Raw genomic sequence first — 21,299 nt, 5'->3', positions numbered from 1 at the left:
ATCTTAGAACATCTTGGTGGATGGCTGATATCCGTAGATATATAGGGGGAATAGTCCAATGCTGGATGTTAAAATATTGCGGAGCGATTTTGGCAAGGTCGAAGAGTCGCTCAAGAACCGTAACAAATCACTGGAATTGATCGCAGGTTTTCCTGAGCTGGATACACGCCGCAGAGAGCTGCTTCAGGAAAGCGAAGCATTGAAAAATCGCCGCAACACGGTGTCGGGAGAAGTAGCTAAACGGAAAAAGAATAAAGAAGATGCGGAAGAATTAATCCTGGAGATGCGTGAAGTCTCGGATCGGATTAAAGCCATGGATGAGGAGATTCGGGAGATTGAGGCTTCAATTAACGATTTAATGATGTCCATTCCGAATATGCCGCATGAATCCGTTCCTGTCGGTGCCTCCGAGGATGATAACGTTGAAGTGCGCCGTTGGTCGGAACCGACGAAGTTTGATTTTGAACCGAAGGCTCACTGGGATATAGCTCAGGGGCTTGATATTCTGGATTTTGAGGCTGCTGCCAAAGTAACGGGCTCGCGGTTCACCTTTTATAAAGGGATGGGGGCTCGTCTTGAGCGTGCCCTGATCAACTTTATGATGGATCTGCACAGCAGTGAGCATGGATACGAAGAGATGCTGCCGCCATACATCGTTAATGGGGACAGCTTGCGCGGAACAGGACAGCTTCCGAAATTCGAAGAGGACCTGTTCAAAATCCGCGATACCGAATATTACCTGATTCCAACGGCTGAAGTGCCTGTAACCAACTATTATCGCGATGATATTTTGTCGGCGCAGGACTTGCCGAAGCATTTCGTGGCATACAGTTCATGTTTCCGTTCGGAAGCCGGCGCTGCCGGTCGCGACACCCGGGGGCTCATCCGTCAGCATCAATTCAATAAAGTAGAGCTGGTCAAACTGGTTTCGCCGGAATCTTCCTATGAGGAATTGGAGAAAATGGCGGCCGATGCCGAACATGTTCTGCAGCTTCTGAAGCTTCCTTATCGCGTCATGGCGCTGAGTACGGGAGATATGGGATTCTCTGCCGCCAAGACCTATGATCTGGAGGTATGGCTCCCTGAGAGCAATATGTACCGTGAAATCTCTTCCTGCTCGAATACGGAAGCCTTCCAGGCCCGTCGTGCGAATATCCGGTTCCGTCCGGAACCGAAAGCCAAACCCGAGTTTGTGCATACACTGAATGGTTCTGCACTGGCCGTAGGCCGGACGGTTGCCGCCATTTTGGAAAATTATCAACAAGCCGACGGAAGCGTCGTCGTTCCGGAAGTTCTGCAGCCTTATATGGGGAATGTCAAGGTTATTACTCCCAAAGAGAAATAAGGCTTGCTCATGATAATAATTTGTGGTATGATATTTTTGTTACGCTTTAAGTAATTGAAAATATTTTACCACATGGAGAGGTACCGAAGCGGTCATAACGGGGCGGTCTTGAAAACCGTTAGAGTGCAAGCTCACATGGGTTCGAATCCCATCCTCTCCGTCAGAATAGAAGAAGTCATCCTTTTGAAGGGTGGCTTCTTTTTTTAGTTTACTTCAGAAAATCCGCCTTATCCGCAAAACAACATAAGCTTTTCTTCATACGAATAAATCCATGAGCTTCTTCGCACATTAAAAGTGTAGGGGAGGTGTGATAAATTGAACCGAGATTTTCAACTGAACCAAGACCAGCTCGTCGATGCCTGGCAGGCCCAACTGCCGCAAAACCTGGATCCTTCGGATACCGCCCAAGTTCTGGCCGATGAAGCCAATCCAAGTGCCCTCCGCATTCATATTGATACGGCCGGACGCACAATGTATTCCTTTGACTTTCAATGTTCATACTTGGATACGCGCGAGGTAAAGGTGGATTTGGTGGATGTGGAACGGGAAGGCCGAACCGTGGATGAACGCACGGAAGTCATTCAGGATATGGCTCAAGAGTATACCCGCCAAATTCATGAATGCGCTCAGGCGCTTCACGATGTGACCCATCACGCACAAAGGAAAGAGGGAAGAAAATGACTAAGGCCAAACCGGGGCTGGATAAAAATCTGAGTAATGTTGTCGGTGATCTGGATGAGGCGCCGGTAAACAGCCATCATGCCCAGCAAATTCAGCAGGATAAAAATGACCGCAGGCATCAAGATGCCCTGAATCACGACAAAACGACCGACCTGACGCATCCGCACTCTTAAGCCCAAGGGGGGAACAACAGATGAGTAAACCAAAAGCGATTCCCGTCCCGGAAATGCAGCGGCAGGAGCAGAGCAGAAATGGTGGGCGGGACAATGAAAATACGATGCAGGAGCCTCTTTCCGGATCAAAAAAAGTGAAAAATCGTAATCATGTGTCTCATTTGAATAAAGAGGGTTAAAACCCTCTGAAAAACTGGAAATAGAAAAAAGCATTTCGACTTAGCTCGAAGTGCTTTTTTTATTTTATATGTATAAAAAAACGTATGTAAATTAAGGTGTGTTTTTATTGGAACTTTCTGAAATACTCTCCGTATTACAATTTGTGAGCTCACACGGCAGGAAAAAAAGGAAATTAATTAATTTCGAATCATAAAATTTCCAAAAACATATTTAAGTTATCCTCAAAATCGATTATGATTAATAGGTGTGTTATTTTCCTTAGAGAAAAGAGAGGAGAGAGTTTGATGAACAAGAAGTGGGCTATCCTGATTCTTACACTGATCTTGTCCATGACAGTGGCGCTTGCAGGATGCACAAGCAAAAAGGATCCAAAAGAAGCTATGAAAAATGCCACTGCAAATGCAGTGAAGATGGATTCGTATGAAATTAAAAGCAAGGTGGTCATTAAAGATCTGCAAATAGCCACTCCGCAGACAGAAAGCAATCCAGCTGCCAGCCAAATGATGAGCATGCTCAAAGATGCGGATCTTACGGTTGACGGGGTATATCAAACGGAACCAATGCAATCCGAGTTCACCTTGGGAATTAATCTGAAGGGCGATATGTCCATGAGCTTTAATATTCCTATGGTAATCACGAAAGAAAAGCTGTATGTCAAAATCCCACAAGTTCCATTTTTCCCGGTTCCGGAAAACCTGGTAGGCAAATACCTTGTTATGGATGCGAAGGAACTTGCTCAACAAGAGGGCGGGAAATTTAATCCGGGATCTTTGGATACGAAAAAAGCGCAGCAGCTCTCCAATGAACTCTTGAATGTATTGTATGAAGATTATGACGCTCAAAAATACTTCAAAGATGTTAATGTCAAAGATGCGAAGCTTCCGGACGGCGTTGACGCCAAACAAGTGGTGCAGTTCAATATCACCAATGACAATGTGAAGGAAGCTGCAGAAACCTTCGTAAACAAAGTGCTGCCTAAAATGATGGATATTTTCGCTAAAGACGAATACCGTGATATGATCGGCGCAACGAAAGAAGATATCGAAAAGGCGAAAAAAGATCTGAACTCTACAAACAAAGAGGAGCTCAATAAAGGTTTGAACGATCTGAAAAATTACCTGAAGATCAATCAATTCAGCGTTAACACCGCCATCGATAAAAAGGATTTCCCTTCATACCAAAATGCTGTAATTAATGTTGAGATGAACGATCCAGAGACAAAAGAAAACGTTAAATTGTCGATGGAGCTCACAAACCAATACAGCAAAGTAAATGAAAAACAAACCTTCAAAATCGGCATTCCAAAAGAAGACGAGACCGTTACAATGGAACAGCTGCAACAAGAAGCAGGAAACGCAGCTAACTAATGTAAACGAACAAACCAACCCGGCCGGGTTGGTTTGTTTTTGTTTGAATTTATAAGTTTTTTGGAGTCCCCGCAAAGTATTTGGAATAAGCATCGAAGCATAGGCTCCACTTTGTTTTAGAGCAGAGTTATTCCTTGGTTTCTTTGTCCTTCCGGCGTAAGCTGCGAAAAAAATTGGTCAGCATAGAGGCGCATTCCTCCTGCAAAACCCCGTCAATGACCTCGGTGCGATGATTAAAACGCGGTTCCTGCAGCAGATTCATCAGCGTACCCGCACATCCTGCTTTGGGATCACCCGTTCCATAAATCACCTGTGGGATCCGGGATTGAACGATTGCGCCGGCGCACATGGGACAAGGCTCCAGCGTTACATAGAGCCTGCACTCCAGCAATCGCCAGGCACCGATAGCACGGCTGGCTTCGCGGATGGCGACGATTTCCGCATGGGCGGTGGCGTCCTGCGACGTTTCGCGCAAATTATATCCGCGGCCGATGATTTCATCTCCGCGCACGATCACAGCTCCAATCGGAACCTCTCCAATGGCTTCAGCCATTCGTGCTTGAGCAATAGCTTCGTTCATCCACCGTTCATGCACAGATTTATCCACAGTTTCATCCCCAACGGAAGGATGTTTCTGTTGTTCATTCAAGATAAAAAGCCTCCTTTTACACTACAGAACTGTTATTCCACGAACGTGCATTCGTTTGTTAACATGCTGTGCACACTTCTGTGGATAACATTTAGGTTACGCACAACTTTATCCACATTTTGTTCCTAGTTAAATGTGAATATGTGCATAATTTTCAACGGATATTGCATCGATAGATGTTTTTCTTTAGATATCAGACATGTAAAAACAACGAGGAGGAGCATCCTGATATCGCAAGAATAAACTACTGCTAAGAGCGGTCTGTCTTCTTAGGTAATACATCGATAGATGTTTTTCTTATTGTATTGAAGGATCAAGCGAATAGCAATCGTGAGATCATTTAACCATAGACCATATATATGAAGCGATTCGGTTCACCACAGTCTTTTCAAACCAGAGGGTTTGGAGTTATGATGATAGGAGTATTGTCATTCCCGCCGAAGTTCTCATTTGCCAAGAGGTGATCCTTTGTCCATTAAGTATAAATTAACTCTGATCATGTCTGGCTCTCTGCTGCTGATATTGCTTATATACATCCTCCTCAGTTTTTATACAACACAAGCCAATTTAAAACAAGACAGCGAAAATAAAATGCTTGATGTGGCCAGGCAAGTTGCAGCTTCCATCGAGCAAAGCCAATACAGCTCGGAATATGTGGAGAAACAAGTTGGTAGGCTGTTGAGGTTGGCCTCTGTCCTGGCAGCAAAGGTGCTGCCGGAGGATTATCATGAGATTGATAATGATCAGCTTAAAGAGCTAAGCAAGGAAATCGGAGTTACTGATATTTCCCTTTTGGCACGGGCCAGGGATGATATCGTTGTTGTTAAATCCTCAAACCCCGATGAATTGGGGACGTCCACCCGGGATTGGGGATATTGGTATATTGCATTAAAGCAGCTATTTAATATGCAGCGGGTTACGGTGTCCCAAGGAATGTATCTGGACAGATTTTGGACAGGGCCTTTGGAGCATTCGGCGTCGGATTCGGATTATATCGATAAATGGGGCTATTATTATGACGGCAGACGGAATTATATGATTAATCCGTATATTCGAAGCGACGCCGTCAATGATTATGCGAAGATCTTTAGTCCTGAGGCCGTTCTCAATAAAACCAAGCAAGTGAATGAGCAAATCCTGGAGATTACTTGCATCAATCCACAGACATTTGGCAATGGAAATATGACATCCATGGATTTTGACAGTTATAATATACAATTGCGTAACCGCCCGATTCTATACGGGACCTATGCGTACGGGGAATTGCTTAGGGATAGGGAAGCGGTTGCCGAGGCGATTAAGACCGGTTCGAACGTAACATTCGACACCAAGGTTAAAGGCAAGAAGGTTCTGAAAAGCTTTATTCCGATTTTTAATCCGGATCAATCGGTTTATATTATCAGTGTCGTGATGGACTACAAGGCGATCTCTCAGGTGCTTCATGAGCAACTGGTCAACTATATCATCATATCTGTCTGCTTGCTTTTCGTTGTGGTTCTCGGGAGTTATGTAATGGCGGTATACATCATCCGTCCGATGAAATTGGTCCTGGTGAAGGTCAAGGATGTCACAGAGGGGCGGTTTGACACTCCGCTGATCATCAACAGCAAAGATGAGATGGGGCTGTTATCCAGCAGGATTAACGCGATGACCTCAAGCCTGAATCACTATACCAACCAGCTGAAGCAGGCTGCCGATGAGAATAAGTCCGTTAAAGACCACTTGGAGTCCATTATCCAGCAGATTGCCGATGCCATTCATACCGTAGATTGGTCAGGCAGAGTTATCCAGGTGAACAAGGCTTTCGAAGATTTATACGGCTGGGAAAGCCATGAAATTATCGGCAAGAAGCTGGAGATCGTGCCCGATTTTCTGGAGGAAGAGGAGGCCAGGAACGTTCAGGCGCTGCGGCGCGGAGAACAGCTGCCTCCAACAGAAACCCTTCGTCTCCGGAGAGATGGCTCTCTGGTGGAAGTCAGCATCAGTACAGCTCCCGTCAAGGATGAGGACGGCCATATCATTTCCTTTATCAGCGTATCCCGGGACATGACCGAGCGGAACAAGATGGAGGAGCTTCTGCGGCGCTCCGAGAAGCTGACCACGGTTGGACAGCTTGCCGCAGGCGTCGCGCATGAAATACGCAATCCACTGACGACGCTGCGCGGATTTCTGCAGCTGCAGCGCGAGAATAATAGTTTCTCGCCGCAGCATAATGAAATTATGTTATCCGAGCTGGACCGGATCAACCTGATTGTCAGCGAGTTTCTGATTCTGGCCAAACCGCAAGCTACTCAGTTTCAGGTGAAAAACATTAGAAACATTCTGAATGATGTCATTTCGCTGCTCAGCAGCCAGGCTCATTTGTTTGGCATTGAATTCAAGTTTGAATTCGAGCCGGAGGTATATAAAGTCCACTGTGAAGAAAACCAGATGAAGCAGGTTTTTATCAACATTATTAAGAATGCGATTGAAGCCATGGAAGAAGGCGGAATCATTACGATTGAATTGTTCAGATTAAGCCGGGAAGAAGTCGGAATAACGATTTCGGACCAAGGTATTGGGATACCGAGCGAAAATTTGCCGAAACTGGGCGAGCCGTTTTTTACGAGCAAAGAGAACGGAACCGGTTTAGGTCTCATGATTAGCCAAGGTATCATTGAAGGACATAAGGGTATGATGGAAATATTCAGTAAAGAAGGCAAAGGGACTCGGGTTGACATCGTGTTGCCTTTGGCTGGGGAGCAAAACATCAATGACAAGGGGGAAGATCCCGGTGCGGATTAATAAATTTATTAGCGAAACAGGGTTTTGCTCCCGTCGCGAAGCGGATAAGTTAGTGGAGAGCGGCAAAGTTACGATTAACGGCGTTACCGCGGTACTTGGCAGCCAGGCTGAGGAAGGGGATGATGTGCGTATTGACGGACGGCCTCTGAAAGCCAAGCAAAAAAGCCATGTGTATATTGCCTTACATAAGCCGGTAGGCATCACAAGCACGACTGAGCGCCATATTCAAGGGAACGTCGTGGACTTTGTGGGCCATTCGGAGCGGATTTTTCCAATCGGTAGATTGGACAAGGACTCGGAAGGGCTTATTCTGATGACAAGCGACGGGGATATCGTCAATAAAATTTTAAGGTCTGAAGGCAGACATGAAAAAGAGTATATCGTGACGGTAGACAAGCCCGTTACCCAATCGTTTTTGACGGGAATGGCCAGCGGAGTCAAAATATTAGGGGAGATGACCCTTCCTTGCACGGTGACTCGAGTTTCTGAGCGGGTCTTCAAAATCATTTTGACGGAAGGAAAAAACCGGCAGATTCGCAGGATGTGCAGCGCATTTGGGTATCATGTCCGCAAGCTGCAGCGTATCCGGATTATGAATATTCATTTGGGATCTTTGCCGAAGGGAAAATGGCGGGATCTGACGGATCGCGAGAAAGAGGAGCTTGGCCGTTTGCTGCATTATCAGCTGCAATAATATAGCCAAAGCGGATATCTCTTTTATTATAAGGTAAGAATCGAGGATAGAGGACTAATCTTTAGTCCATAGGATATCGGTGAGTAAAAAAGCTGTATCCCTCATATAGTGGGGAATACAGCTTTTGGTTTTAATGAATGTCATTTGTTTTGAACTTGCAATTGCTGTTCGCCACCATCGGTATATTTCCGTATGATGGAGACTTCGACCCGGCGGTTTTTTGCCCTGCCTACATCCGAATTGTTGGAAGCAACCGGATGATATTCTCCATAAGCAGTGGAAGTAAACTTCGACGGATTCAAATTTGGATTCGTAAGCAAAATCTTCATAAAGTGCAATGCACGGTCAGAGCTTAGATCCCAGTTCGAGGCATATTCGCTATTCGAGATTGGCATATTATCCGTATGCCCCGAAACAATCACATTGTAGCTAGGGAATTGCTGCAGCATATTGCTGATGGCCACAGCCAATTGACGGGATTCAGGCTTGACGACTGCGCTGCCTATGTCAAATAGCGCATTGTCTCGGATCGAAATCGTCAGCTCGGATTGATTCAGCTTCGTGTTCAGCAAATTCGTAAGCCCATTGTTGTTAATATATTGATCCAGCTGTTTTTTCAGCTTTTCCATATCTTCCTGTTCTTGCTTCGCCAGCAGCTCCCGTTGTTTCTTCTTGTCCGAGCTGGTCGGCAGGGTGTTGTCACTGTTTTTGCTGGAGCTTTTCTCCGTCTTAACTTCGGAGTTGAAGCTGAGCACGCCGTTACCGGTACTAAGAGCTGTATTAAAGGCTTTGCTCATTTCTTCGAATTTTTTGTTGTCGATCGTGCTCATGGCGTACATTACGATGAACAGAGCGAGCAGCAGTGTCAAAAGGTCAGCGTACGGCAAGAGCCATGATTCGTCCGCATGTTCTTCATGATGTTCACGTCTAGTCTTTTTGCTCACCTGCAACAGCCTCCTTCTCATTCATTTGAGCACGCTCGGAAGGGGTCAGAAAAACAGAAAGCTTCTGGCTGATCGCTATCGTGGAAACGCCGGATTGAATGGACAAGAGTCCTTCGATCATCATGAGCTTCAGCTCAATTTCCTTTTTGGACAAGCGCTTCAATTTGTTTGAGATCGGATGCCACAGCACATAACCTGTGAAAATACCTAGGAGGGTCGCGATAAATGCCGCACCGATGGCATGTGCTAGCTCTCCCATGTTCTCCATCTTCGTCAGGGCGGCGATCAGACCGACAACGGCGCCGAGTACCCCGAGCGAAGGAGCGTACATGCCGGCTTGGGAGAAGATCAATGCACCTGCGCGGTGCCGTTCCTCCGTAGCCGCGATATCTTCCATTAAAACATCACGTACAAAATCCTGGTCGTTGCCGTCGATAATCATCCGCATGCCGTTGCGGAGAAAGTCGTCATCAATCTCTTCTACTTTGGTTTCCAAAGCGAGCAGGCCTTCACGGCGGGTAATGGACGCCCATTCCATAAACATGGAGATCAGTTCACGGCGTTCCACTAATTTCTGCTTCACAAATACCATTTTCAGCAGCTTCGGAAACTTCTTGAGCTCTGACATGGGGAAACCAATAAACAATGTTGCAGCGGTCCCCACGAGAATAATGACGTAAGCCGCGGGGGTGAGAAGAGAGATTAAAGGCGCCCCTTTGAGAAACATACCGACAAGGACTGCGACCACACCAAGAATTAGGCCGATAAGTGTTGAAATTTCCATTGCACACCTCATCCATGAGAAATAGAATTGAATCCTTTCGTGCACCAAGTTTGCATCCTTGCAACATGGTGTGCTGCACCAAGAACGTAATATATTATTTATCGTCAGGATCGGCTTTTTTTTTAAGGGGGTTTTTCCGGTATAATGAAACAAAGGGAGGGCGAGCCCTATCCAGCAACAACTCTATTCCATAGATTGTACTAAAGAAGCGGGAAGGCTAACTTTTGAGATAGCGCTTACCCCATGGGCGAAAGTGAGGCTTTCGTCAATCTATTCAGTATAGACAAAATGAGACCAGGGTGGAGGTAACAAATATGGGTGTAAAACATGGACGGGAATATGGCGAAATATTAAAAGATCTGACGGAAGCGATCGGGCAAATCCCGGATAGTTATCTTTTTTTCGAGATGGAAGGAAACGAGTGGCAGCAGCTCAGCCCAGGGGAGAAACAAGAGGTGCATGAAGCGCTGGCCGAGGATCTTTTTTATGGGTTGGGTGCGGAGCCGGTAATTGAGGTCGGATGCGGCGTTGTCATGTATGACAAGCAACAGCATCGAATCAATCTGCTGATTGGAGAAGATGAGCTGACGGTAGTTCCGTTGATCTAATCCGAGGGGCGGATTAGATTTTTGAATATTTGGCGTGTTAAAATATAATCAAGCGATGGGGCCTGAGCACGGCCATATTCATAAACACTCAGTGATCGGAATACAATGGAAAAAGTTGATGGAAAGCCAGGCAAAGACGCATCCTGAGGGTCATCGATCCGTAGGGATGTGGGTTTCAGGGAGGATATGAAAAATGGTTTATACACAAGAAGAAGTGGAAGCGCATTTAGCGAAGCTGGAGGGCTGGCAGCTGGAAGAAGGACGCTGGATTGTGCGAAAATATGTTTTCGCAAGCTTCATGAAGGGGATTTCATTTGTCGATGAAGTAGCAACGATCTCCGAAGCCTTTGATCATCATCCCTTTATCACAATTGATTATAAGAATGTAACATTACGGCTGACCTCCTGGGATGAAGGGGGCATTACCGCCCTTGATATCAAGGAAGCTCATCAGTTTAACGAGTTATTTGAAAAGATGCGATCCGGAGAGAAACGGTAACAAACGAATATGTTCGAAACGGCAAAAAAACACGCTTGGGCAGTCCTGAAAGGGTTCCCCATGAAGCGTGTTTTTTATTTAGGAAAAAAAGGATTATTTTTTGGCTGCAAGCCACTGAGCTACGTTGGCAATTTCTTCGCTTTTCAGCTTGTCTTTGAACGAAGGCATTCCGCCTTGGCCTTTGGTAATGATTTTGTAGATCTCTTCGGCAGAGAGCTGTGATCCGATTTTTTGCAGATTAGGTCCGGCGCCTCCCTGCAGCTGGTCACCATGGCAGCTAATGCAGCCTTGGGCTTTGAGTGTAGCTTCAGCCGCCGCTGCGTCCATGGTTACTTCAGGCATGGCTGGTGGTTTATTTTGTTCAGCTACTTCTTCCTTGCCAGGCAGCGTAAATATAAGCACAATGGCAAATACGCATGCGATTGTTATCAAACCGCTCATGATCCATTTTTGCATCCGTTTTCGTCCTTTCTATGTATACTGACAGTCCTCTCATTTCTTCATTATAACGGAACAAGCTTGTACATCAAATAGTTTGTGACAAAAAATCAAACGAAAAGCAGAGAAAAAGCCACCAAAAATACACAATTTTGTACCATTTATCATTGACGTTTTTAATGTTCCCGATAGACCATGCAGTGTAAGCGTTCGAGGCCTTCAGGCGTCCATTTTTCGTAGGTGTCGGTAATCTCGAAGCCCGCTTTTAAATATGCGCGGATTGCGCGTTGATTCCATTCCTGCACCTCCAGATCAACAGGCAGTTCCGGATATCGCTTTTTGGCTTCCGCGACGATGGCCTCCAAGAAGCTCTTACCCATTCCCAAATTGCATAAATCAGGCCGTAAGCCGACTCCAAGCCGAATAACATTGACCATCGGGAAAAGCTGGGCAAACCCGCACAGGATGCCTTCAGCGTCCATAATCGATACATATTGGCGTTCCCGTATATCAGGATCCCCAAATTCAATGCCGAGCGCCTCCATCTGCTCCCAGGGAAGCCAGCTGTAAATTCGGTCGTATGGAGGCTCATATTTCCAGTTGCTGCAAACTTCGGCATGTTCCCGCATCATCGGGATGACCATAAAAATTTTTTTGGCAACGCTCATGGCTTACGACCTCATTCCTTGCGAAAGTGCGTTGATTCATAGGATTTGAACATTCTTAAAAAACTATTCCTATGAAGGACATTCACGGTACACATGGAAGGGGAAGCCCGCTCCATGTACGAAAGGCCCGTACTGAGATTTCGGCAAAAATCTCGTTACGGGCCTTTCGTACAACCGTGTAGCAACTAATTGGAATTATTGTACGTCATCGTTATCCGGGGAATCAATAGCAGTGGATTCATATGTATCCGTGCTCATGACTCGTTTAGCGCCGACGTAGCGATCAACGTAATAGCTTTCACTAAGCGAACTTACAACTACACCACGTGAAGTAGAGGCATGTGCAAACTTTCCGTCGCCCATATAGATTCCGACATGGGAAATGCCAGCGCCGGAGGTATTGAAGAATACCAGATCTCCCGCTCTGAGGTCGCTGCGGGAAACAGAAGTGCCCATACTGAATTGCGATCCGGATTGATGAGGCAAATTAATGCCGAGATGTTTGTAGACATACATGGTGAATCCGGAGCAGTCAAAACCGCTAGTAGTCGTGCCGCCGGTTCTGTACTTTGTACCTAGAACATCATCGATGACTTTGTCCATTTTGGAGTCCGCGAAAGCGCTTCCGGCCCCGACAGTGAAGACAATGGCAAAACTCATGACAGCTGCTGCAAGTTTCTTCTTCAAACAAATATACTCCTTCCGGTGCCTGCGAGGTTAGCTTAAGGATTCGGTAGAAGGTCCCCTATGATCCCTCTGATGCAAGATCAATTCACCCATAAATGGTTCCCCCGCTTCCCTAGTGTGAGAGAATTCGGCATATGCTTTACACTATATAATTCAGGAAACGTCCTTGGTTACAAACGATTTTATAAAGATTACAAAGTTGTTACTAACTCACTGGACTTATTGTAACAAAGGAACACCACTTTGGCAATTGTTTCTACCACAAAGATTCAAAAAAAATTAGTTTTTTTCATAAGAAAGGGCGGATTTATAGAACATATAATAGGAAAAGATGTTTATTTGTTGGATAAACAGGGTAAATGGAAATGGACAGGAAAAAATTATCAAAAAGTTTTTTTTGAAAAACTGTTACCTTTTGCGCGTCTCATTCGTCTAATAAGTATGAGCACGAAACAGTAAGAAACCCGCAAGGTGATTTCGGCAAAAATCATCCGTTTGCGGGCCAGATCGTAAACATTTATGAAGTTATTTTAATTGAAGGCTGCTGCCTTATATTTGGCATTGCTCATAACTCGTTTTGCGCCTATGTAGCGTTTGGCGAAATAGCTGTTGCTAAGCTTGCTGATCGTAACCCCTTTGGAAGAGGATGAATGTGCAAAGCTTCCATTCCCAATATAGATACCAACATGGGAAACGCCGCCGCCAGTCGTATTGAAAAATACCAGATCTCCTGCGCGAAGTTGGCTTTTGGAGACGGGAGTGCCAGTTCTGAATTGGGCATTGGATTGGCGCGGAACGGAAACGCCCATTTTTTTCAATACATATTGCGTAAATCCGGAACAATCAAATCCTTTAGTGGTTGATCCGCCAGTTTTGTATGAAACGCCGACGGTCTTATGAACAACGCTGTTTAATGATGAATTCGCAAAAGCGCTGCCGGTTCCCATCGAAAACATAAGTGTTACGCCAAGTGCAATTGCTGCAAACTTCTTTTTCAAAAAAATAAACCCCTTCCGGTTGCCTGCGAAGTTAGCTAAAGGATTCGGTAGAAGGTCGCCCCCTATGATCCCTCGACTGCGAGATCAATTCACCCATAAATGGTTCCCCCGCTTCCCGGTGCCAAGGAATTCGGCCTTTAATCGTTGCACCTTATAAATCGTTAACTCGTTATTTTATCCATTGACTTCTTTCGGTTTCTTTTCGTTGAAAAATCGTTACAGCATGAATGAAATGAATTTGAAAAGTTACAGCAAATATTACAAACTTGTTACTAAGTCTTACTCGGATTATTTTAACAGAGGATTGCTGTATTTGCAAATCCATGAACCGATAAAAACCGACAAAACCCCGCCCCTTTCTAACAAAAAGGGTGGGGTTTTTCTTTTATCATGGGATTGAAGTAATGACAAAAATTTAACCTTTATTCTAGTTTTTATTCCTCTGAGCTCCTATGTGCCTGATGATGCCAAAGATCAAACTTAGCTGAAATGCCCCAAATTTTCATGGTACAGCTGACCAGATGATGACCTTGGAGCAAAATGAGAGCAATGATTCCGGACCAGAAAAATGAAATGCCTGCAAAAAGACCGAATAGGAGCAAACTGATCATACCAAGGACAACAGAAATAGCGATGAGGGGCAGCGCGCCGCGCAAGCATAACCACAGGGGAGCCAGCAGGCCCGTGCCGCCGGTTTTGCCGAACTGCATGAAAAGGATCAATTGGTGAATGATGTAGTTGTATAAAAGCCAGGCCGCTATATATGGAAGAAGCTGCAGAGCTATGGTTTCCATCGGCATACCGCTCAGGATAGTTCGATACACCTTGAGTACAATCCAGTAAGCCGGGACGGCCATGAGCGCCCATTCGAACAGATGAAATAAAAGCACGGTTTTCCCATGGCGTTTCATTCCCTGAAAGAAATACAGACCGATCTCGCCTTCGCGTTCCCGATGCAGCCCATGGAAAATCCCGGCATGAATAAATGGCGTCAGAAGCAGGCGGATGAGGAACATGAGGAGCAGAATTCCAAGGTACATATGAACCTTCCCGCTCGTAGCGAGGCTCATTTTGCCCTCAATATAGTAGAGCAGTTGGCTTATTTCATTTGGCGGCGGATCGGGATATCGCATCAGCAGCGGTGTGACGGCCGAATGAACCAGGCGGTACAAGAAGTATCCCCAGATCAGCTGGTATAAAAAGAGAAGAATGACGATATAAAATTGGTTTTTTAGACTTTTCCAGCCATTTGCAATATGTGCTTTCACCAGTTCTCACCTCACCAGGACAGACTTCCAAGCAGAGTCTCAATCAGCTTGGTGATGCTAGCGTTCCAGCGGATCAGCACCTTTTTATCCATGTCCGCCTTCAAATAGTTGTTGATATGCTTGTTCTCGATCACGATCGAGTAATCAGGATCAACCATCGCCCAGGCGAGCGGAGCGCTGTATTCCAACTTGTATTCGGCGCTGTCGCCCGAACCGTTCCAGACCTTGTTCAAGGTATGGCCGTCGGTAAAGGTAAACCGGATCGGAACTTCCGGGAAGTCGCCGCCCTTTTTTAATATTTTGATTGTGGATTCGTAAACCGGACCGGCTTCGCCCTCTTTTTTCTTTACTGAGATGGAATCGACCGCGAAGTCGGCCATCTGCTTGCCGTAAATATACTGGTCGAAGAAGTTTTGCCATGATTTGCGGGTGACCTGCTCGACCACTTTTTGAAAATCCGCCGTGGCGGGATGCTTAAACCGAAACTTTTGGGCGTAAGTCCTCATAATTTTATTCATGGTTTGGCTTCCGGCCTGCTGCTCCATCGCCTTCAGCAGCAGCTTGCCGCGATAATAAACATTCAAGGCGTATTGATCCTGCGAACCGTATTTCCATGCCTCCTGCGTTAAAGACATCGGGGATGAGATCAGGGAGGCTTGTATAGGCAAATTCGGAATGACGCCATATTCCTGCTCCATGAGCTTATCCTCGGCATAAGAGGTAAAACCTTCATCCAGCCAGGCTTCTTCAAATTCATTGCTTGCAATCATGCCGTAAAAATATTGATGTCCAATTTCATGAATGACGGTGCGCTCGAGATCATAACCCGGTGATTCATCTTTGGCTCCGAAGGCCGTGACCAGCGTTGGGTACTCCATACCGCCGGCGCCATTGCCGGAATCGGGCGGAACGACGATGGACAATGTCGAATAAGGATAAGTTCCGTACCATTTGCTGAAGTATTTCAACGCGGATTTGGCGGCAAAAAAGTATCTTTCCTTAAGGTCCTTGTGGACAGGGTCCAAATAAAGCTTGATTCTCACGCCCGGCACTTCGGCAGAGGAGAACGGCTCTTCGGCATAAATAAAATTCGGCGATGCCGACCAGGCGAAATCATGCACATCATCCGCATAAAATTGATAGATTTTTTCCTTGTTTCGGATTTGGGAGGACTGCATAATACCGGTGCCTGCGACAATGTAGTTGGCAGGTACATGAATTCGGACGCTATAAATGCCAAAGTCGGAGTAAAATTCGGAGTTGCCATGGTATTGATGCAGATTCCAACCTTCCGTCGTACGGCCTCTCAGGCCTACGGGTTCGTAAACGCTGATTTTGGGAAACCACTGTCCGGCCATGACAAACTCATCAGCAGTGCCCATTCGGGCGAAGATTTTGGGCAATTTGACTTCGAACTGGATACTGAGCGTGATGCTCTCTCCACCCTTGACAGGTTTGGGGAGCCGAACTTTTACCAGGGTCTTGTCCTTTACGTTTCCGTCGTCAGGCTGAACATACTGCATGCGGTGCATGAGGGAAAGACCTTCCGAAGTTTTCATATCCGTAATGGTCATGGAACCGAAGCCGTCTGTAGGCATTTTGTCATCCCGGAGTCTGCCTCCGGATTCTTTCATGAAAGTGGTGTCCATTGATGAAAAGGCGTTGGGATATAGATGGAAGTACAGCTCGCCTACCGTTTTTTTGCCGGGGTGGGACCATGTCATAGTCTGAGTTCCTTTGATGACGCGGTTCTCAGGATCGAGCGTGGTGTCAATATGGTATTCCACAACCCGGTTGCTGAGGATCTGGGCTGTCGGTTTCTGTACGCTTTCCTGTACCATTGGGGTGGATACCTTGGGAGGCTTGGCCTGATCCGGAGCGTAGGAAGGCTGCGATTCCGGTGTATCCCTGGAGATGAGCCACTTTGCCCCTGCTAGCAGGAGACATAGGGCTAGTAACGACGAAATGACGATTTTGGCGCGTGCTGGTGCCATATACGAATACCTCCCGTTGACAAGCATCTACAGCATGTATATGTTGGCTTTCCAGCGATTATTAGTTAAAATAAAATTAAGTTGTTCAATAAGGCGCGATCAGGAAAATTGAGCAGCCATTTTCTTAATCGCCCCTAATAAAAATGATGAAGAGCAGGACGCCTATTCGGACAGCGCACCCGGCCGAGAAGCGCTTTTTTGCGGGGGCCGTTCGATAGACGTTTTTCTAATAGGAGGAACACGGAAATGGAAAACAAGGAGCAGATAGGCAAGAAACAGATTGCCCTGAATATCGTGAGCGGTAAAAGCAAACATAAAATGGGGTTTGGAGCGGGTTCCATTGACCTGAACAACATTTCGCCGGTAATCATTGACCGTGGCGAAGCCGTGATCGATATCGGTGCCATGCATGCCAAGAGCAAGCCGGAACGCCGGATCCGTTTTTCCGGAAATCGTGAAGATGTGCCGAATGGACGCCAGGTGTGGATTGTATGGGTAGCGGTGGACCGTAATGAAGAAGGCCAATTCTACGGCGGGGCAACCGCCTGTGAAATGTGGATTGATGAGGAAGCGCGCCGGGGCTGGAAAATCCTCGCGGATCATGTCAACCGGATGGATGCCTCGCTAAAACGCAAATTTATGCTGGATGAGCTCGGCTCCGAGGAGAAAAAGCTTCTTAAAGACCTGCTCGTTTCCCATAACGAAGAATGGTGGGAAAGATCCCCTGAAGAACTGAAGCAGGCTCTCGAAGCGTAATTGCAGTTTCTGCCGTACAAAGAAATAGAAGAGGGTCTGCCGGGTAGTTTGCTGTGGTTAGGCAAAGCAGGGCAGACCCTTTTTAGAGGTTATAAATTTTTTGGGGTTCCCGCAAGCATTTGGAATAAGCATCGGAGCAAAGGCTTCACTCCGTACTTTTGCTCCGCAAAAGCGCCCCTCTTTGAGAGGCGCCCTTACTTCTTTCCGATACTCTTTGTGGGATTATTTTGTTGAGATTGTGGATCGTTTATTGTGCTTCTGCCGTGCTGCATGCGGAGGCTTATTTAAGCCGGAATTCGGCAGTTACCGGATTATGGTCGCTGAATTCATGCTTTAAATCATGCCCCTTAACCTTGACGATCTCCACGTTCGGCGAGACTAAAAATCCATCGATGACAGCCCGGAAATTCACGCCTTCCCGATATGGGACATCCACTGTCCGAACCGAAGGCGTGTTTTTATCCACCGCCCACTCAAAGCCCTTCGGCTTGAAGCTCTCGGGGAAAGGCTGCAGCCACTCCGGCCAATCCTGAGTCGTTTGGAATGCCTTGGGATCGGTACCGGGCAGCGAGTGGTTCCAATCCCCGCCCAGGATAAGGTAGTTTCCCTTCTTCGCTTCCTGCGCTATATATTCTCCCAAAAACTGCAGCTGCTGTTTGCGGATGCTTCCGCCTTTATCAAATGCCGACAGGTGGAGATTGACGAGGACAAGCTCTTTGCCGTTTTCCACGGGAATCCGGTTTTCGATGAAGGCGCGGTCCAAATCAAATTGCTGACGGGGCCACTTTTCTTTGCCGGGCAGGTCAAACCTTGTGGCAGCAGTGCTTTTGTATTTGGAAAGCGTCATGATTCCGCCGTGGACATGGCCCATGGGATGAAGCAGTGGTACAGGCACCCACGGCACCTTGTAATTATCCGCATAGGAAAGACCGTAATCCGGCAGAACGGCCTGCAGCGCGTCAACCTCGTTCACGTCATAGCTACGCGACGATTTGACATCAACCTCTTGGATCAAAATGATGCCTGAGTTCATGTTGGTTAAAAAGCTTCCGATACCGTTCAGATTCGTCAGGGTTTGCTCCTTGCTGCTTGAACGGGAATGAGTCCCGCCATCCATGAAGAAATCTTCATTCTGATCCAGTCCGGCGTACCCGATGTTAAAGGTGGTGATCGTAAAAGGGTCTCCCGATTTTAACATCCGTTCCGGATTATTTGCGACCGCAACCGGTTCGGTTGGCTTCGGTTTGTAGTCGGTCAAAGTCACGTACAGCAAAAAGCCGCCGACGAGCAGCACGGCCGCCAGCAGAATACCGCCCAGGCTCCACAGCATTTTTCTAACCATTCAAAAACTCCTTTATGAGGTTGTTTAAAAAGTCCGCTTTTGATAAGAAAAGCCGAACATATTCTGATACGCTTCTTGAATGCATCCCTAATGTATCACGCGGAAATGGGCGGGGTCCAGATAAAATAACCCCACAAAGTGACGTGTCGACTTCGAAGCTTATTCCGATTACTTTGCGGGGACCCCGGAAATTCTGATATGTAAAAAAGGCCTTCCTCTAGGTCATTTGCATGCCGTCAGAGGAGGCCCCCTATAATCCTTTATCTTGTCAGCCAACGTTTGAAGGAGTCCCACCATGAATGCTTCACGGTGTTTTCGGACTTATTGTTTGAATTGCTGTGTTCTCCCACGTGAGTCGGGCAGTACTCTGTCGGCTCTGTGCCTGCGACGAATACTTGGAGTTTTTTGTCTGGACAATCTGTGGTTGCCAATTTGCCGGTTTCCTGATCGATATATACCGTAACAACCCCGCTGGGGATGGCGAAAATCCGTGGAGGCGCATGTTCAAGCGCTTTTTCGGTAAACCGGGCAAAAATCGGAGCGGCGCGGTGTCCGTCAAGCGTAGTGATGTTCCGGCCTTTGTCATAACCCACCCAGACTGCTGTGGCTAACTCCGGCGTGTAGCCGACCATCCAACCATCGGTTTCGGTCGTGCCGGTTTTCCCGGCGACAGGCCGTTTGATCATCGTAGAGACGCGGCTTCCGGTTCCCCCGGATTGGAATACGCTCTCCATAAGATGGGTCAGCACATAGGCTGAAGCGGGATCCACCACCTGCTCGCCGTTCGATTCGGGAGCCTGGTACAGCACCTCGCCGGCGGCGTCCGTGATTTTAATTACCGCGACGGGCGGCATCCGTTTGCCGCCGTTGCTGATCACGGCAAAAGCCGAGGCCATTTCGAACGGGCTGATTGGCGAGGTGCCAAGCGCAAGCGAAGGGACGGGTTTGAGCGGGCTTTCGATACCAAGCTTTTTGGCCATTGCGATCACATTGCCTGTTCCCACTTTCAGGAGCGTATTAACGGCATAAATATTATCCGAGGCCGCAATCGCCTCCTGCATATTGATCTCGCCTAAATATTTTCCGCCGAAGTTGCTGGGTTGGTATGTCTTCCGGTTATTGTCATAGCGAAACAGGGTTGGTTCGCTGTTGAACGTACTCAGACTCGACATGGTTTTCGAAGACAAAGCCGTCAAATACATGATCGGCTTAAAAGTCGAGCCGGGTTGGCGCGTTGTGGCGAACACATGATTAAACTGATTGGTTTTATAATTTTTGCCTCCTACCATCGCTTTGATATAGCCCGTACGGGGATCGATGGAGACGAGCGCCGTCTCCAGCTCGCTTTGCGGGTCCATGCCCTGGGCGACAGACTCCTCTGCCGCGGCTTGCGTTTCGGGATCAAGCGTCGTGTAGATATTCAGCCCGCCGTGATCCAAAAGCTCCTCGCTAATGCCAAGCTGGCTGGTGACCAGGTGTTTGACATAGTCGCGGAAATAGGGGGCCGCCATGCGGGCCTGCAGCCCGCCTTGAGGCTTGAGATGCAGCTCCTTGGCCGCGGCCATGTCCGCTTCCCGCTGCGTAATATCGCCGTTTTCAACCATGGTGCCAAGGACGGTTCTTTGGCGTTTCTTGGCATGATCCATATGGTTGTACGGTGAATAATAGGTCGGTCCCTTCGGTATCCCCGCCAGCATTGCGCTTTCCGCCAAATCAAGCTCGGAGGCATGTTTGCCAAAATACATCAGCGAAGCGGCTTCGATGCCATAAGCACCGTGACCGTAATAAATTTCATTCAGATACATCTGCAGTATCTCGTCTTTACTGTATTTCATCTCCAACTGGGCGGTATACATGGCTTCTTTTATTTTACGGGTCCATGTTTTGGCATGGGATAAATACAGATTGCGCGCCAGCTGCTGGGTTAGCGTACTGGCACCTTGCGCCCGTTCCATTTCCTTCAAATTCACAAGAATGGCCCGGCCCATTCCCTTAAGATCGAACCCGATATGGTCATAAAATTTCCGGTCCTCGACAGCAAGCGTTGCTTGAACGAGCAGCGGCGAAATCTGATTGAGCTGCACGGGCTCGTATCTGCGGCCGCTTGCCGAGAAAGTGGCGACGATGCCGCCCTGGCTGTCCAGCAGACGGGAATTGCGGTCGGTGTCAGCGACGGGAAGACTTTTATTGTATAGAAACCCTAACAAGATGCCTAAAGCGAGAACAACGGCCATTATGGAGGCCAAAATCAGCTTGATCAACGCGGCCAACCGGCTTTTTCGTCGGGGCTTCGAGTTATGTGACTGCGGCACGGCGTTTCTTCCCTTCCATTTATATACATTCATTATGGGAAAGGAGCGGACGGGATATTCATTTTGCTCGGCCAAGCATGGAGGAAAGCGGGATGGGAACTTGTGAAAGCAGTGGTTTGACAGGGACG

At 47.2% G+C, this 21,299-nt stretch carries 21 protein-coding genes, 1 tRNA gene and 2 riboswitches; of the genes, 11 read left to right on the top strand and 11 right to left on the bottom strand.

Features of this window, described 5'->3' with window-relative positions; translation table 11 throughout:
* The first annotated feature begins 58 nt into the window (after positions 1 to 58).
* The 6 genes from serS (at position 59) to L6442_RS32025 (ending at position 3,746) form a co-directional block, all read left to right on the top strand.
* The gene (serS, locus tag L6442_RS32050) at positions 59 to 1,345 is read left to right on the top strand and encodes a serine--tRNA ligase (RefSeq protein WP_194234960.1); all 1,287 of its coding nucleotides are present in this window, start codon (positions 59 to 61) and stop codon (positions 1,343 to 1,345) included.
* A gap of 74 nt (positions 1,346 to 1,419) precedes the next feature.
* Positions 1,420 to 1,505 (top strand) — tRNA-Ser (locus tag L6442_RS32045).
* A gap of 155 nt (positions 1,506 to 1,660) precedes the next feature.
* The gene (locus L6442_RS32040) at positions 1,661 to 2,026 is read left to right on the top strand and encodes a hypothetical protein (protein WP_212981149.1); all 366 of its coding nucleotides are present in this window, start codon (positions 1,661 to 1,663) and stop codon (positions 2,024 to 2,026) included.
* Positions 2,023 to 2,199, top strand: coding sequence for a hypothetical protein (locus tag L6442_RS32035; RefSeq protein ID WP_194234958.1), 177 nt, complete (start codon positions 2,023 to 2,025; stop codon positions 2,197 to 2,199). Before L6442_RS32040 ends, L6442_RS32035 begins: the two co-directional genes overlap by 4 nt.
* A gap of 20 nt (positions 2,200 to 2,219) precedes the next feature.
* Positions 2,220 to 2,378, top strand: coding sequence for a small acid-soluble spore protein P (locus L6442_RS32030; protein WP_194234957.1), 159 nt, complete (start codon positions 2,220 to 2,222; stop codon positions 2,376 to 2,378).
* A gap of 285 nt (positions 2,379 to 2,663) precedes the next feature.
* Positions 2,664 to 3,746, top strand: coding sequence for a hypothetical protein (locus tag L6442_RS32025; protein WP_194234956.1), 1,083 nt, complete (start codon positions 2,664 to 2,666; stop codon positions 3,744 to 3,746).
* 127 nt (positions 3,747 to 3,873) lie between these two features.
* On the opposite strand, the gene tadA is transcribed toward L6442_RS32025, so the two are convergent.
* Positions 3,874 to 4,395 carry a tRNA adenosine(34) deaminase TadA gene (tadA, locus tag L6442_RS32020; RefSeq protein ID WP_373871862.1) on the bottom strand — a complete coding sequence of 174 codons (522 nt, stop codon included), beginning with the start codon at positions 4,393 to 4,395 and terminating at the stop codon, positions 3,874 to 3,876.
* Positions 4,396 to 4,863: 468 nt separating this feature from the next.
* On the opposite strand from tadA, the gene L6442_RS32015 reads away from it, so the two are divergent.
* Positions 4,864 to 7,179 (top strand): ATP-binding protein, encoded by a 2,316-nt coding sequence (locus tag L6442_RS32015; protein WP_212981148.1) that lies wholly within the window; start codon positions 4,864 to 4,866, stop codon positions 7,177 to 7,179.
* Positions 7,169 to 7,873 carry a 23S rRNA pseudouridine(2604) synthase RluF gene (gene rluF, locus L6442_RS32010; protein WP_194234954.1) on the top strand — a complete coding sequence of 235 codons (705 nt, stop codon included), beginning with the start codon at positions 7,169 to 7,171 and terminating at the stop codon, positions 7,871 to 7,873. Before L6442_RS32015 ends, rluF begins: the two co-directional genes overlap by 11 nt.
* Positions 7,874 to 8,013: 140 nt before the next feature.
* Here the strand turns inward: rluF and motB are convergent, their stop codons facing one another.
* On the bottom strand, positions 8,014 to 8,817 hold the full coding sequence (gene motB / locus L6442_RS32005; protein WP_194234953.1) for a flagellar motor protein MotB: 804 nt from the start codon (positions 8,815 to 8,817) through the stop codon (positions 8,014 to 8,016).
* A complete protein-coding gene (gene motA, locus L6442_RS32000; protein ID WP_212981147.1) occupies positions 8,801 to 9,601 on the bottom strand; it encodes a flagellar motor stator protein MotA in 801 nt (266 codons plus the stop codon). Before motA ends, motB begins: the two co-directional genes overlap by 17 nt.
* Positions 9,602 to 9,915: 314 nt before the next feature.
* On the opposite strand from motA, the gene L6442_RS31995 reads away from it, so the two are divergent.
* Together L6442_RS31995 and L6442_RS31990 are read left to right on the top strand one after the other, a co-directional pair.
* A complete protein-coding gene (locus tag L6442_RS31995; RefSeq protein WP_194234951.1) occupies positions 9,916 to 10,209 on the top strand; it encodes a hypothetical protein in 294 nt (97 codons plus the stop codon).
* Positions 10,210 to 10,402: 193 nt separating this feature from the next.
* The gene (locus L6442_RS31990) at positions 10,403 to 10,708 is read left to right on the top strand and encodes a 4a-hydroxytetrahydrobiopterin dehydratase (RefSeq protein ID WP_194234950.1); all 306 of its coding nucleotides are present in this window, start codon (positions 10,403 to 10,405) and stop codon (positions 10,706 to 10,708) included.
* 93 nt (positions 10,709 to 10,801) lie between these two features.
* Here L6442_RS31990 and L6442_RS31985 read toward each other — a convergent pair whose 3' ends face one another.
* The 6 genes from L6442_RS31985 to L6442_RS31960 all read right to left on the bottom strand — a co-directional run bounded on the left by L6442_RS31985 (position 10,802) and on the right by L6442_RS31960 (position 16,761).
* The gene (locus L6442_RS31985) at positions 10,802 to 11,164 is read right to left on the bottom strand and encodes a c-type cytochrome (protein WP_194234949.1); all 363 of its coding nucleotides are present in this window, start codon (positions 11,162 to 11,164) and stop codon (positions 10,802 to 10,804) included.
* A gap of 158 nt (positions 11,165 to 11,322) precedes the next feature.
* Positions 11,323 to 11,814, bottom strand: a complete 492-nt coding sequence (locus tag L6442_RS31980) for a GNAT family N-acetyltransferase (RefSeq protein ID WP_212981146.1) — start codon at positions 11,812 to 11,814, stop codon at positions 11,323 to 11,325.
* Positions 11,815 to 12,009: 195 nt separating this feature from the next.
* Complete coding sequence (locus tag L6442_RS31975) at positions 12,010 to 12,501, bottom strand: C40 family peptidase (RefSeq protein WP_194234947.1); 492 nt, start codon at positions 12,499 to 12,501, stop codon at positions 12,010 to 12,012.
* A 4-nt stretch (positions 12,502 to 12,505) separates the two neighbouring features.
* Positions 12,506 to 12,644, bottom strand: a riboswitch (cyclic di-AMP (ydaO/yuaA leader).
* 387 nt (positions 12,645 to 13,031) lie between these two features.
* Positions 13,032 to 13,499, bottom strand: a complete 468-nt coding sequence (locus L6442_RS31970; RefSeq protein WP_194234946.1) for a C40 family peptidase — start codon at positions 13,497 to 13,499, stop codon at positions 13,032 to 13,034.
* Between the two features lie 5 nt (positions 13,500 to 13,504).
* Positions 13,505 to 13,645, bottom strand: a riboswitch (cyclic di-AMP (ydaO/yuaA leader).
* A gap of 288 nt (positions 13,646 to 13,933) precedes the next feature.
* On the bottom strand, positions 13,934 to 14,767 hold the full coding sequence (locus L6442_RS31965; protein ID WP_212981145.1) for a hypothetical protein: 834 nt from the start codon (positions 14,765 to 14,767) through the stop codon (positions 13,934 to 13,936).
* 11 nt (positions 14,768 to 14,778) lie between these two features.
* Positions 14,779 to 16,761: a M1 family metallopeptidase gene (locus tag L6442_RS31960; RefSeq protein ID WP_212981144.1), complete on the bottom strand. Its 1,983-nt coding sequence runs from the start codon at positions 16,759 to 16,761 to the stop codon at positions 14,779 to 14,781.
* Positions 16,762 to 17,007: 246 nt separating this feature from the next.
* Here L6442_RS31960 and L6442_RS31955 point away from each other — a divergent pair, with 246 nt between their 5' ends.
* Positions 17,008 to 17,517, top strand: coding sequence for a YwhD family protein (locus L6442_RS31955; RefSeq protein ID WP_212981143.1), 510 nt, complete (start codon positions 17,008 to 17,010; stop codon positions 17,515 to 17,517).
* 280 nt (positions 17,518 to 17,797) lie between these two features.
* On the opposite strand, the gene L6442_RS31950 is transcribed toward L6442_RS31955, so the two are convergent.
* Positions 17,798 to 18,859, bottom strand: coding sequence for an endonuclease/exonuclease/phosphatase family protein (locus L6442_RS31950; RefSeq protein WP_212981142.1), 1,062 nt, complete (start codon positions 18,857 to 18,859; stop codon positions 17,798 to 17,800).
* Positions 18,860 to 19,119: 260 nt separating this feature from the next.
* Positions 19,120 to 21,204, bottom strand: a complete 2,085-nt coding sequence (locus tag L6442_RS31945) for a transglycosylase domain-containing protein (RefSeq protein ID WP_212981141.1) — start codon at positions 21,202 to 21,204, stop codon at positions 19,120 to 19,122.
* Between the last annotated feature and the right edge of the window lie 95 nt (positions 21,205 to 21,299).

The sequence above is a fragment of the Paenibacillus azoreducens genome (assembly GCF_021654775.1).
GTDB classification, from domain to species: Bacteria; Bacillota; Bacilli; order Paenibacillales; family Paenibacillaceae; genus Paenibacillus_AQ; species Paenibacillus_AQ azoreducens.
Note: the sequence above shows the minus strand (reverse complement) of the source record. Positions and strands in the feature narration are given on the sequence as shown.

Excerpts from the sequence above, each read along its gene's own strand:
- L6442_RS31945 (WP_212981141.1), bottom strand. The coding sequence starts at position 21,204 with ATGAATGTATATAAATGGAAGGGAAGAAACGCCGTGCCGCAGTCACAT.
- L6442_RS32035 (WP_194234958.1), top strand. The coding sequence starts at position 2,023 with ATGACTAAGGCCAAACCGGGGCTGGATAAAAATCTGAGTAATGTTGTC.
- L6442_RS31955 (WP_212981143.1), top strand. The coding sequence starts at position 17,008 with ATGGAAAACAAGGAGCAGATAGGCAAGAAACAGATTGCCCTGAATATC.
- L6442_RS31995 (WP_194234951.1), top strand. The coding sequence starts at position 9,916 with ATGGGTGTAAAACATGGACGGGAATATGGCGAAATATTAAAAGATCTG.
- L6442_RS31985 (WP_194234949.1), bottom strand. The coding sequence starts at position 11,164 with ATGCAAAAATGGATCATGAGCGGTTTGATAACAATCGCATGCGTATTT.
- L6442_RS31960 (WP_212981144.1), bottom strand. The coding sequence starts at position 16,761 with ATGGCACCAGCACGCGCCAAAATCGTCATTTCGTCGTTACTAGCCCTA.
- L6442_RS32025 (WP_194234956.1), top strand. The coding sequence starts at position 2,664 with ATGAACAAGAAGTGGGCTATCCTGATTCTTACACTGATCTTGTCCATG.
- L6442_RS31990 (WP_194234950.1), top strand. The coding sequence starts at position 10,403 with ATGGTTTATACACAAGAAGAAGTGGAAGCGCATTTAGCGAAGCTGGAG.
- L6442_RS32030 (WP_194234957.1), top strand. The coding sequence starts at position 2,220 with ATGAGTAAACCAAAAGCGATTCCCGTCCCGGAAATGCAGCGGCAGGAG.
- serS (WP_194234960.1), top strand. The coding sequence starts at position 59 with ATGCTGGATGTTAAAATATTGCGGAGCGATTTTGGCAAGGTCGAAGAG.
- motA (WP_212981147.1), bottom strand. The coding sequence starts at position 9,601 with ATGGAAATTTCAACACTTATCGGCCTAATTCTTGGTGTGGTCGCAGTC.
- L6442_RS31980 (WP_212981146.1), bottom strand. The coding sequence starts at position 11,814 with ATGAGCGTTGCCAAAAAAATTTTTATGGTCATCCCGATGATGCGGGAA.
- L6442_RS31950 (WP_212981142.1), bottom strand. The coding sequence starts at position 18,859 with ATGGTTAGAAAAATGCTGTGGAGCCTGGGCGGTATTCTGCTGGCGGCC.